General features: G+C 39.6%; 12 protein-coding genes. 3 read left to right on the plus strand and 9 right to left on the minus strand.

Features of this window, described 5'->3' with window-relative positions; translation table 11 throughout:
* The first annotated feature begins 205 nt into the window (after positions 1–205).
* From QE382_RS04755 to QE382_RS04765, 3 genes are all read left to right on the plus strand, one after another.
* Positions 206–1,384: a glycosyltransferase family 4 protein gene (locus QE382_RS04755; protein ID WP_307184902.1), complete on the plus strand. Its 1,179-nt coding sequence runs from the start codon at positions 206–208 to the stop codon at positions 1,382–1,384.
* A 103-nt stretch (positions 1,385–1,487) separates the two neighbouring features.
* Positions 1,488–2,558, plus strand: coding sequence for a glycosyltransferase family 4 protein (locus QE382_RS04760; protein ID WP_307184903.1), 1,071 nt, complete (start codon positions 1,488–1,490; stop codon positions 2,556–2,558).
* 4 nt (positions 2,559–2,562) lie between these two features.
* The gene (locus QE382_RS04765) at positions 2,563–3,228 is read left to right on the plus strand and encodes a glycosyltransferase family 32 protein (RefSeq protein WP_307184904.1); all 666 of its coding nucleotides are present in this window, start codon (positions 2,563–2,565) and stop codon (positions 3,226–3,228) included.
* Here QE382_RS04765 and QE382_RS04770 read toward each other — a convergent pair.
* From QE382_RS04770 to QE382_RS04810, 9 genes are all read right to left on the minus strand, one after another.
* On the minus strand, positions 3,225–4,334 hold the full coding sequence (locus QE382_RS04770; protein WP_307184905.1) for a glycosyltransferase family 4 protein: 1,110 nt from the start codon (positions 4,332–4,334) through the stop codon (positions 3,225–3,227). The two genes, QE382_RS04765 and QE382_RS04770, sit on opposite strands and share 4 nt — an antisense overlap.
* Complete coding sequence (locus tag QE382_RS04775; RefSeq protein ID WP_307184906.1) at positions 4,331–5,356, minus strand: glycosyltransferase family 9 protein; 1,026 nt, start codon at positions 5,354–5,356, stop codon at positions 4,331–4,333. Before QE382_RS04775 ends, QE382_RS04770 begins: the two co-directional genes overlap by 4 nt.
* A 2-nt stretch (positions 5,357–5,358) precedes the next feature.
* Positions 5,359–5,964, minus strand: coding sequence for a DUF4254 domain-containing protein (locus QE382_RS04780; protein WP_307184907.1), 606 nt, complete (start codon positions 5,962–5,964; stop codon positions 5,359–5,361).
* A gap of 210 nt (positions 5,965–6,174) precedes the next feature.
* Positions 6,175–7,659 carry an NADH-quinone oxidoreductase subunit N gene (locus QE382_RS04785; protein WP_307184908.1) on the minus strand — a complete coding sequence of 495 codons (1,485 nt, stop codon included), beginning with the start codon at positions 7,657–7,659 and terminating at the stop codon, positions 6,175–6,177.
* A 6-nt stretch (positions 7,660–7,665) separates the two neighbouring features.
* Positions 7,666–9,267, minus strand: a complete 1,602-nt coding sequence (locus QE382_RS04790) for a complex I subunit 4 family protein (RefSeq protein WP_307184909.1) — start codon at positions 9,265–9,267, stop codon at positions 7,666–7,668.
* Between the two features lie 3 nt (positions 9,268–9,270).
* Complete coding sequence (locus QE382_RS04795; protein ID WP_307184910.1) at positions 9,271–11,325, minus strand: NADH-quinone oxidoreductase subunit 5 family protein; 2,055 nt, start codon at positions 11,323–11,325, stop codon at positions 9,271–9,273.
* A gap of 3 nt (positions 11,326–11,328) precedes the next feature.
* Positions 11,329–11,637, minus strand: coding sequence for an NADH-quinone oxidoreductase subunit NuoK (gene nuoK, locus QE382_RS04800; protein WP_209580538.1), 309 nt, complete (start codon positions 11,635–11,637; stop codon positions 11,329–11,331).
* Entirely contained in the window at positions 11,634–12,176 is a 543-nt protein-coding gene (locus QE382_RS04805; protein ID WP_307184911.1) for an NADH-quinone oxidoreductase subunit J family protein, read from the minus strand. Before QE382_RS04805 ends, nuoK begins: the two co-directional genes overlap by 4 nt.
* A 3-nt stretch (positions 12,177–12,179) precedes the next feature.
* Positions 12,180–12,743 (minus strand): 4Fe-4S binding protein, encoded by a 564-nt coding sequence (locus tag QE382_RS04810; RefSeq protein ID WP_307184912.1) that lies wholly within the window; start codon positions 12,741–12,743, stop codon positions 12,180–12,182.
* Positions 12,744–12,747 lie beyond the last annotated feature (4 nt).

Below are 12,747 nucleotides of genomic sequence, written 5' to 3' on the forward strand. Positions count from 1 at the left end.
AAAAATACTGTCTAGATGACTGTAATTGAAAGGCGTTAAACGTTTACTATGTTTAGCGTGCTTTATATAATTTCTTCAAGATTTACTTATCGACATTATTTCTAATTGATTGGGTCATGGTAAATAAAGAAATTAGTTTAATAATAATTGTATTAGATAAAAATCAACTGTCTATATAACGTATCGATTTTTAATTACATTTTAAATGTCCAACAAGAAAAAGATCCTTTATTTTGTGCCAGATAATCCTTATCAGGGGCGAGCGGGCAATATCACTCGATTTACTCAGATGCTTGATTATTTTAATCACAATAACCAAGAATTTACAGTTGACTATGTAACTGAGCGTCTCTGGGGAAATTGGGATGATGCCTCTATTGAAAAATTTAGAATCGCTTATCCAACAATCAACTTTAAAATAATTGACCGTAAAGTTCCGCGGTCGACTTTTCTTCAGTACTTATTCAAATATAAAATACCGGAAGTATTGTTCAATTACTTTAGGCATAAAATAGATTTTACAACGTGGTATCTGAAGAAGAATTTCAGGTCGATTACGAAGGATGAAATATATGATTTTGTGATAATCAGCTATGTTCATTGGGGAAATCTGATCAAGGAGCTGAAAAATTACAATAAGGCGATTATTGACACGCACGATTTTATCACCGGCCAATACGCCACCTGCCATAAGGGAAATCATTCGAGAATATCGGGTATCTTCAAGAACGAACTCAAGATTCTCAATCAATTTGATCAGATATGGACCTATTCGGTTGAGGAAAAATATATTTTTGAGCAATTTACCAGTCGTTCAGTACTGCAGCTTCCCATTTCATTTAAGCAAAATGTTTTAGAAGGACAAGAAGACAGTACCTCTGCTAAACTTATCTATATCGCCAGCGATAACCCTCATAATGTTAGAGGAGCGGATTGGTTCCTGCAAAATGCTTTACAATATATCGATGCCAATATAAAGATTGTTGTGATCGGTAAGATATGTGGGTATTTCCCAGATACCGAACAGATTGTAAAATTAGGAATGGTAGATGATCTAGATGCACAGTATCGAGATGCCAAAGTAGCAATATGTCCGATGATCAGCGGTACCGGAATAAAAATCAAGGTTGTAGAAGCCTTGTCCTATGGCCTACCTGTCGTTACTAACCCGCGCGGAATAGATGGTTTATTTAATAAAAGACAGAATGGTTGTATCGTAACTCAGTCCGGGCAGGAATTTGCGTCAGCAATCAATCGCCTTTTTTTGGATGAACCTTATTATCATAAAATCCGTCAAGAAGGATTGGCATACTTTGCTGCTAACCACACAATTTCGCAAGAGGAAGAGTTTTTGAACGCAACGTTTTTATCCGGCCATCGATAAAATAGTTCAATAAGTAGACCCCGTCCCAGAATTTTAAATGATGATTTGGGATAAAAAATATGAAAAACAAATCGAACAGCCTATCTTTGGTTAACGATAACGAATGAAGAAAAAACAGATCATATTTGATGCCGAACGGATGAGATATCCGCATACGGGCTTATATCACTTTTGTAAACAACTAGGAAATGCTTTATTACACAAGACGGCCGATCCTTATGCAATGATATTTTATACAAATAATCCTGCGAACGAAGATTTTGGGCCCGGGGCAAACTATTATCGGCAAAAATCGCTGCAAAAATTCTGGATGCCGCGATTTTCCAATAGCGATCTCTGGCATTCTACATTTCAGCTAAGTTCATACTTTCCACGTAATAACAAAATTAAAGTTCTTTCTACCATTCATGACCTAAACTTCCTAAAAGAAAATAAGTCAGTCGAAAAGGAAAAAAAATACTTGAAAAGCTTGCAGAATAATTTGGATAAAGCAGATGTGATTGTTGCGATATCCCAGTATGTAAAACAGGACCTCGAAGATTATTGTAGTTTACAAGGAAAGCCACTTCATGTGATTTATAATGGAAATAATATTGAACAGAAATATTCGGATCAGTTAGATTCATCGCACAAAAGTGATGAGCATAAACCTTTCATTTATTCTATTGGCACCATAAACCGTAAGAAAAATTTTCATACGTTGCTTTATTTATTGGTTGGGAATGATTTGGAATTGATCATTAGTGGCATTATAGCAGAACCAGATTATAATCAATATATCCTTGATTTAGCTGCTAAACTTGGGATTTCGGAACGTCTGCGGCTCACTGGGCCGATAACAGAAGCAGAGAAATATAATTATTTAAAAAATTGTGCTTTATTTGTTTTTCCATCCATTGCAGAGGGTTTTGGATTACCTGTTATTGAGGCGATGTCATTCGGCAAAAAGGTGCTGTTATCAACATACACCTGTCTCCCAGAAATCGGAGGACCTGAAGCTTTCTTTTTGGAATCCACAGATCCAGATTATTTGATCGAATTTGGGAAATCCAATCTGATGGATATTATCTATAGCGAAGATCGTACCGCAGAAATTAAATCTTGGGCGGCTCAGTTTTCATGGGATAAAGCAGCTGCTGAATATTGGGAACTTTATAAAAAACTTTTGAAATAAGGGAATGGCTATACCGAAAGTAATCTATCAGACGTTTAAAACTAACCAAATACCTTGGTTAACAAAGTTATACATTAAGAGCTTTAGACGAAAAAATAAAGGCTACAAATATGAGTTTTACGACGATCAACGCGTAGATGCATTTATAAAGGAATCATTTAATGAAGAGATCTATAAAGCATACTCCAGACTTCAGATTGGCGCAGCAAAAGCTGATTTTTTTCGTTATGCTGTTTTATACATATATGGAGGAGTATACCTAGATCTCGATAGCGATATTCTTGTTAATCTGGATAAATACCTGCAAGACGATGACCATGCCGTTATCACGCGTGAAAAGAACCACCAAAATCTTTTTGCGCAATGGGCGCTGATATTTGAAAAGGGGCATCCTTTTCTGGAACGAACGATAAAGTATATTGTTGAAAACATTCAGCAAAATAAATTTCCACATGACGTGCACGGCATGACGGGACCAACAGTTTATACGAGGGCCGTAAACGATGTTATCCATGAAGACCCAACAGTCCCTTATCGCATAGTGCCTGATGACTACCAGGGGATAATGAAATTTAAATACAAGCTCGGTAAATTATTGATCTATGGAGATCGGTCACAACACTGGAAAAAACTACAGAAAGTAATACCTGTTGTGAAATCGGAGGACTAAAGTGTTAAATATTGCTTCTTCCATTGTGCAGCGAGGTTGTCATCATTAAACTTTTTAACAAATTCTAGTCCTTTTTTGATCATTTCATCTCGCTTGGAAGAATCACTAAGTAATGATTTTATGGCATGCTGTATCTTTGAAATATTGGTAGGGTCAATATAGCAAGATGCCGGTCCCCCCGCTTCTGGGAAGACGCCCATATTACTTGTGATAACAGGAGTACCTGAGTAAAGCGCCTCTATAATAGGAATGCCAAAGCCTTCATAAATTGACGGATAAATGAAGACCGTTGCCGATGCATAGAGAATAGCCAATTCTTCCATCGCTAAGCCTTGCAAAAAGTGTATCCTGTGCTCCATATTGTTTTGCTGAATATAGGCAAGGATCTCTTGATGGTAACGTGTTGGTTTACCCACAATCACAAGTGGAATATCAAGGTCTTTTATGGCCTTCACCACCGATAATATATTTTTACGCGCCTCAATGGTTCCAACATTTAGTAAGAACTCCTGTGGTAATTTTAATTTATTTCTTAGATTAGCCTTCTGTTCTGATGTTTTAGTGCTCTTGAATGCTTCGTGACAGCCTTGGTAAACGACATCAATTTTTTCTTCCGGTATATGAAAGAGGTCGACAATATCGTTTTTAGTACATTGACTTATGGCAACGATACGATCGGAAGTCTCGCATGCATGTTTGAATTTCTTTTTATAAATCCAACGGTCAATTGGATGATAAAGTTCAGGGTGTCTCAGAAAAATTAAATCATGAATGGTAACGATAGATTTAATATGAGCCTTTGCTAAACCTAATGGGATTTCACCCGATAGTCCATGGAAAATGTCAACTTTATCTTTCTTTAAATCATCCACAATACGTTGGTTGCGCCAGAGGTTGGGCCATGTGGTGTTGATCAGCCCTTGTGGTAAACGAATATTATTTTGAGCTGTGGGTTGATGGATATATTGATGGCCAGTTTTCGGCGTGTATTTTAGATACTCATTTTCCGGAGCATACTTTTCGAGTATACGAATTAAGTCGCGGCTGTAATTTCCCAAACCGGTATTGTTTAAGAAATAACGTTTTGCATCAAATCCAATCCTCATCTTATTCCGTTTATTCGTTCAATCACCATCTCCGGCGTAATTAAATCAATTGCCTCTACCCCGTCACAGATGCAGGACTTATTCCCATACACTGAACTTGGTCTATTGGGATGTTCAACTTGGATACAATCTGCTAACTGTTGACCGTAACCCGTAAATCCCGCGTAAGGGTGTGTTGCTCCCCACAAGGAAAGGCATCGTACACCCATTAGGGAGGCCATATGAAGACCCGAAGAATCCATGCTGATCATAAGATCCAAATTTGAAATTAAATCCAGTTCTTCTCTCAACGTAAATTTTCCGATCGTATTGTGAGTGTTCGGAAAACTTTCTGTCCAGTTTTGGGCTATTTGAAACTCTTCCTGACCACCTCCAAAAAGCAATACGTCATATCCATGATGTGCCAGATAATCTATGATCTGTCCCATTTTTACCAAGGAAAGAATCTTATATCGATGTTGCGCAAAAGCCGCTATACCAATTTTCTTTCGATCGAAATTCGCAAACATACTAAAAGCAACTTTAGGTACATCCTGCAAATTGGCAACCAATTTATGACTGAGCTCAAATTTAAAACCTAATGTCCGAAATACATCTGCATAGCGTTCTACCGTTAGTCTCAGTGGAACTTTGATTTTGTTTTTTTTCCTGATAAGCGCTTTTTTCTCTTCACGCCCTTTGTCAAGCTGCTTTACTTTTACGCCCGATAAGGAAAACAATAAATCTAGCACACGCGAACGCAAATTGAAATGTAAGTCAGCTACGGCATCTGGGCCATACTGCGCAAGCTCTTTTTTTAGCCTGAACAGGCCCCAAAAACCTTTATGAATGGTTTTCGGTTCTATCGCGTGGAACCTGAGGTTTTTTATTCCATCAAAGAATGGCGAAAAGAATGGTCTGCTGACCATGATGATTTCTACATCAGGATAGTGTATGCAAAATTCTTTCAATACAGAGGCAACCATGGCAACATCGCCCATAGCTGAAAATCGCGTGACTATGATCCGTTGCGGTAACGACATGTTTACTTTCCTGATGAATATAAGACAGGGTTCAATGAAGGATCGTTATACATTTTCATCTGTTTATAGACTTTCATGTATTTATCGCCCGATGATATGGCATCCATCAATTCATCAATACTTTGAGATAAATCTTTTCTTTGTTCCAATAGGACGTTAAGCTTTTCTTGGCAGGTATTAATGTGTGCCTCGGAAGCATCTGTACGTAATGTTTCCTGTTCCATATGGTAGATTTTTAAAGCCAGAATGGAAAGCCTATCAATAGCCCACGCCGGACTTTCCGTATTGATCGTTGCGGAAGGACGAGCCTGTATCTCCTGGAATTTCTGTAGAAAATAGCTGTCAATATACTCTACGGTATCCGTGCGATATTGATTGGACTCATCAATTCGTCTTTTCCAATGTAAGCCTTCTTTCGGGTCAATAGCGGGATCGCGCACGACATCTTCCATATGCCATTGTACGGTGTCAATCCAGCATTTTAAATAGAGAAGATGTTCCAGGGATTGTTTGTCGTACGGATTTTGGATTGGATGATCAATCTGGTCGTATACGTGGTAATCCTGGATAGCACGTTGAAAAATTGGATTTGCTATTGCACTAATCATGGTACAAACTTAGATAAATTGCTTTTTATATGCAATTTAATTGCGCTTTGCATAAAAAACAATTTATCGGTCTCTCCTCAACCATAGATAATACTTTTATTGAGGAAATATAAATATATTATGGAGTTTATCCTTACTATTCAACCAGCACATGTAGTGATTGAATAGGATCGTAGATTTGTTAAGAATGAAAGGAGTTTCTCTGTTTTTCTAAAAGGCCGAAAGCAAAAGATCCGGAAAAATTCCTAAACACAATACTACCAAGGTACATAGGATTCCAATACATAAAAGTACAGCATTGACTTTTATTGTTGAAGATGCTGTATTGTCCCTTAAAAACGCGTTCAGTGGAATTTTAAAATAGTAAAATAAAGAGATAACTGAGGTCAGTCCGCCGACAATAAGCAATGCCAATAAACCGAAGGATTGAAAGTTTTGATACTGTTCGAACACTTTGGAAAAGACCAAAAGCTTTCCGACAAATCCCGCAGTGGGAGGGAGCCCCACTAAAGCGATTAGAACAATTGAAAATGAAGTAAACAAAAGAGGAAACTGTTTTCCTAAGCCACGATAGGAATCGATGGATGTACTCCCCAGACTGACTTCCAAGGCATCAATAAATATAAATACAGCAATATTCATCAAAGCGTATATGGAAAGGTAAAACAACAATACATTCGACTCATTATTTTGATATACCAATACAGCCATCAGGAGTATACCCGTATGTCCAATCGACGAATAGGCCATCATCCGTTTCGCATCCTGTTGACGTAAAGCTGCTAAATTACCGATCAGCATGGTTGCAATAGCTACCCCAATAATCACATACGTTAGGAAATCGCTAAAGTAAAAGGAAACATTAAGCCATGCGGCGAGGAGCCTGGATAATAGGACGACGACTGCAATTTTTGGTACAGTAGCCAGATAGGTGGTAATTACTGTGGGAGCACCTTGATAAACGTCTGGACTCCAGACATGAAAAGGAAAAAAGCTCAGTTTAAAGCCTATGCCCGTCAATAAAAATAATAGCGCAATGCTGATCATGACCTTTGGTGCTTCCATAAGGCCAGCAATGTGACTCTGGGAATCAAAATTCAAGTTCCCCGTGAAACCGTAGAGTAAAGACAAACCGTAAAGCATCACTGCCGCACAAATCGATCCAAAGAGTACATATTTTAAAGCTGCCTCCGACTGAACTTTAGTAGCTGAAAAGTACCCCACCATGATATAGGAACTAATGGAAACGGTTTCAACGGCTATAAAAATCATCAGCCAGTTGCTCGACATGGTCAATAGGTCCAGTCCTAACGTCGCAGTCAGTAAAACAGCATATAGATCTCCTAGCGGTCGGCCATGTCTCCCATGACCTTGTTGAATAAAGATACAAATAAGGAGTGTCGACAACAGGATAATCAATCGTGCAGAAGTAGCAAAGGCATCAACCTGGATCATATCAAAAAAGCCAGCCATCTCTACCTTACTGAGTCCTTGCCCAACGAGGTAACAGCCACTCAACAATAATCCGATGATTGTAAGCATAAAAGACGTATGCTTCCAGTGCTTGTCAGCAAAAAGACTTGCGAGAATAGTACCAATAAAAGTGAGGATCAGTGTCAGTTCAGGTTTAAAATACGGTAGACTAACGATAATCTGATCGAGGAATGAACTGATATATGGACTGAATGCGAGCATGCTGATTTAAATAAATTGTTGAATAAAGCTTACAAGATTCAGGACACTTGCGTTTAAATTGTTAAAAACTAAAGCAGGCATAATGCCAAGTAATAAGGCCAACGCTAACGTTGGAAATAGGATCACCTGCTCGCGCGGATTGACATCTGTCAGTGCATTGCTCCAAGATTCACCGCCTCTTAAACGGATCTGCCCAAAGAACATCCGCTGCAATGTCCAAAGTAGGTAGGCTGCACTCAATAAGATTCCCACAGAACCTGCGAGTGCCATCCAACGTGGCAAACCTGTGCCAACACTTTCAGAATTGAATGAACCGATAATGACAAATGCTTCACCAATAAAAGCTGAAAAGCCAGGTAAACCTAAGGAAGCAAAAAATGCAACAGCAACATACCCCGTATATTTGGGCATAATTTGAGCTAAACCTCGAAAACTATAGATATTTCTGTCATGCACACGGTCATAAACTACACCGACTAGAAAGAAGAGTGCAGCGGATAAAAACCCATGGGAGATCATCTGAAACATCGCTCCAGAAATTCCTTCTGCAGTCAATGAGGCAATACCTAATAAAACAAAGCCCATGTGGGAAACGGATGAATACGCAATCATTCGTTTGAGGTCTTTTTGTGATAAGGCGTTTAAGGCTCCATAGATAATGGAAACAACGCCTATTAGTCCAAGCCACCAATTGGATAAGGCGGCCATGTCGGGAAAGATGCTATAACAGATACGGATGATACCGTAACCTCCAATTTTCAGAAGAATACCTGCTAAAATAATAGATACTGGAGTCGGCGCTTCGACGTGGGCATCGGGTAACCAGGTATGCAATGGCACGATGGGCACTTTAATGGCAAAGGCAAAAAAGAGGACAATGAAGCCAACCAGTCTGGCCGAAATACCCAAGATTTCCTGATAACCACCCCACTCAAAAATAGATCCTTCAAGGTAATTCTGTGGGTTCATCATATGGATCATATTGAACGTATGCGCCCCAGTCATCGGGTTGATCACTGAAAAGTATAGTCCTACGATGATCAATAGCATAAATACAGAACCAAATAGCGTGTATAAAAAGAACTTGATGGCTGCGTATTCGCGTCTTGCACCACCCCAGATACCGATCAGGAAATATAGTGGAAGTAACATAACTTCATAGAAAAGGTAGAACAGGAAAAAATCCAGTGCACAGAAAATCCCCATAACAGCCATATTAAGGACCATGAGTAACGCAAAGTATCCCTTCGGACTTTTCTGTATATTCCAGGAGGCTCCGATAGCCATCAACATCACAAAAGCGCTCAGCAATAATAAGGGCATCGATATCCCATCAATACCAATGAGATAGTCAATTTCTAGCTTACCTATTGATCCTAGATCTAAACGAATCCAGGAAAGCTGCTCAACAAACTGATAGCCCCCCAGATCTTGAATACCTGTTTTGCTTGCATCAAAATGTGCGTAACACAATCCAGCCAGTACAAATTGTATTGCGGTAATTGCTAACGCAATATATTTGTAACTCGATTTATATCGTGTTGGCAAGGCGAGAATAAGCGCCGTAGCCAATAACGGTAAAAATATCAATAAGGATAAAATAGGCATTTCCTAAAAGAATAAAAGATAAATTAAACCAAGTAAAACTATTAAAAAGACGGAGTACAAAGCGGTCTGTATCTTCCCGTTCTGTACCAAGCGGACTTGATGACCGGTCCAATAGGTTACTGAAGCAACCGTATTGACTAAGCCGTCTATAATATATTTGTCTATCCAAACACTTAATCTTGAAAGCGATAGCACGATTGACTGAATCAAAGAAACAAAGGCATCAACAACATGTTGGTCAAACCAATAACAGAATTGAGCCAATTTTAATGTGCCCTTAACAAATACTACATCGTAAAACTGATTGATATATCCTTGATTTAAAGAAACCTTCAGTGCCGGATTAGCTGATTTGAATGGGTATCTATTTTGGACATACCATTTCCAACCGATAATCCAGCCAATGATAGAACCAATGAGCAGGATCGCGGGAATAATTAGGTGTGCAAGGTGACTTGGTGCAAAGATATATTCGTCCAACAATAAGCCGTCCATCAACCAGGAATCGTGGTACGAAAATGGATTGAACGAAAATAGTGGGAATAAGCAGAATACACCCAAAATAAACATCGGAAACAACATGGTTTTTGGCGCATCATGCAGTGGATGACCATGAAGTTTATCCTGAAGCTGATCCAAAAGCCGGAACTTTCCAAAAAAAGCTTTAAATAGCAAACGGCCAATGTAGAATGCGGTTAAGATACTTACTATAATCAAACTAATAGGAATGAGAAGATAGACGCTACCTTTTGAAAGTGCCCATTCAAATGAAGAAATGATGATACTATCTTTGGATAAATAACCCGAAGTCAACGGAAATCCTGCAAGTGCCAATGAAGCTATACTCATGAGCAGAAAGGTATTCGGCATATACTGACGTAATCCACCCATGTTACGTAAATCCTGCGGGTCAAAGTCTAGGTGGCTATGTGTTTTCAGATGGGCCATTTCATGAATGACTGCGCCGGCCGAAAGAAATAGAAGGCACTTAAAGAAAGCATGCGTCGTGAGATGAAACAAAGCAGCATCCCATGTTCCAATGCCGATCCCAACCATCATAAAGCCTAGTTGCGATATGGTCGAAAAGGCAAGAATACGCTTGATGTCATATTGGCCCAAGGCGAAGTATGCTGCCGAAGCTGCCGTGATGGTACCGATAATAGCGATAAATAGTAATGCCGATTCGCTGAATAATGGAAATACTGTAGCCAATAGGAATACGCCGGCTGCGACCATAGTCGCCGCATGGATCAGGGACGATACGGATGTAGGGCCTTCCATGGCATCCGGAAGCCATACATGTAATGGAAATTGCGCTGATTTGGCCATAGCAGCCAAGAAAAAGGCTAGTCCTCCTAGGGTAAACCAGATCTGAGGTAAACTATTGACTGGAGATACCCACAGTCCATCGACGATTGTGGATTGATAGATCAGTCCATTATCACCCAATAAATCGACCAAATTAAGTGTCTTGAACTGCGTAAATACGATCGCAAGGCCCATTAGAAAGCCGAGGTCACCGATGCGATTCACTAAAAATGCCTTTTTATTGGCTTGTACAGCAGTTTCGCGCGTAAACCAAAATCCGATCAGCAGATAGGACGCAAACCCAACCAATTCCCAAAAGACATACATCAGCAAAAGGCTGTCCATAATGACCAATCCCAGCATGGCAAAACAGAACAGGCTTAGATACATCCAATAGCGATGAATGCCGGGATCACCTTTCATATATGCCCGGGAATAAATATGCACCGGCAACGCGACAGTAGGTACCAAAAAAAGCATTAAGGTGCTTAAATTATTTAACAGGATACCAACTTTAAATGAGGTTTCGCCAATAGTGAACCAATCAGCCTGAACTGTTACGGGTGCATTATTCCATATGGTAAACCAAGTGAGTCCACCAGCGATAAAGCTGAGGGTAATGGCTAGGAGGGAGATAATACCGGACTGGTCGCGTTTACCTAATAAAGATTGATATAAGAACGCTGCTAATGGGGACACTACGGTAATTAGTGCGGTCAAAAGGGGCGATATGTGAACAACTTGATCCAATGTTTATTTGTCTTTTAATTGGTTTACCTCATCCGGATTAATGGTGTTGTAATGTCTATAAACATTTAATACAATAGCCAGTCCAACGGCTACAGCTGCCGCTGCTAGAACAATCGCAAACAACGCAAAAATTTGTCCGCCATAACTCACTTTATCATATTTCCCAAAGGCAACAAAATTCAGGATAGCTGCATTGATCATCAACTCAATACCGACCAAAATCATGATCGCATTTTTTTTGGAAAGAACGGTGTAGAGTCCAATGCTAAAGATACACGCACTCACCACCAAGAAATGCGTCAACGTAATCATATTGTACGCTCCTTTCTGGATAAATGAGAAGCTCCAATTAAAGCCATCATCAGAAATATCGATATAATTTCAAAAGGCAATACGTAAAAAGTCATAAAACGTAATCCGATTTGATGAATATTGTTATCAGTCGCAGTAATATTATTTCCATTTTCTATGGACTGAATGATCCAGGTTGATGGGGCCTGTTGCCATTCAAAGATGCCATAAAGCATCAGTAACAGAAAACCAAGCACCACTGGAATAGCTTGCCATTTAGGCATGCTTAAGAATGAGCCACTGTTATCTTGAAGATCTTTTAAGAGCTCTTTATTGGAGAGCATAAAGGCAAACAGCATGAGAATAAGTACCCCGCCGACATAGACCATAATTTGTGTAATTGCCACGAAATCAGCTAAAGCAAATAAATATAATCCTGCCATTGCAAATAGAACAATAAAAAATAGGAATAAGGCGCGAGCGATATTTTTAAGATTCACCAGTAAAAGAGCCGAACCGATTGCTAGGGTAGCGAAAGCGTAGAACAAAATACTTTCCATTTTCTATTTTTGCTTTGCTGCCTCCTTTTCAGCTTGAAACTGTGTCCATTCAGCTTTGCGTTGAGCTACCTGCTCGTCAGTCATATCCGAGAATCCGTAAATCAGATCGGTCAGCTTTTGCGAGCTGCGGTCATATGCATCCGTCATGGTAATACATTCCGTCGGACATACCACCGTGCATAAGCCACAGTACATACACTTCGCCATGTCAATATTGAATTTGGCGGGATATAACCGTTTGACGCTACCGTCTGAAGTCTTTCCGATTGCTTCCGGCGATTTGATCGCTTCAATTTCGATACAGTCCACAGGACATGCTTTAGCGCAAAGATCACATACAATACAGTCGTCGATATCAACCTGCAATTGGTAACGTGCGACATCGGGGATGGGCATTTTTTCACGCGGATACTGCACGGTCACAATACCTTCTTGCCGATCAAAATAGTTGTCTTCTTTGATATTCAATTCCGTCCGTGAGCGACGTGCCCCAAACAGGTGCTTGACAGTCAAAGATAAACCTTTGATTGCCGTACGAAATGCATGCGAAGCCGTTTTAAATATCATAATA

The organism is Sphingobacterium zeae, assembly GCF_030818895.1.
GTDB classification, from domain to species: Bacteria; Bacteroidota; Bacteroidia; order Sphingobacteriales; family Sphingobacteriaceae; genus Sphingobacterium; species Sphingobacterium zeae.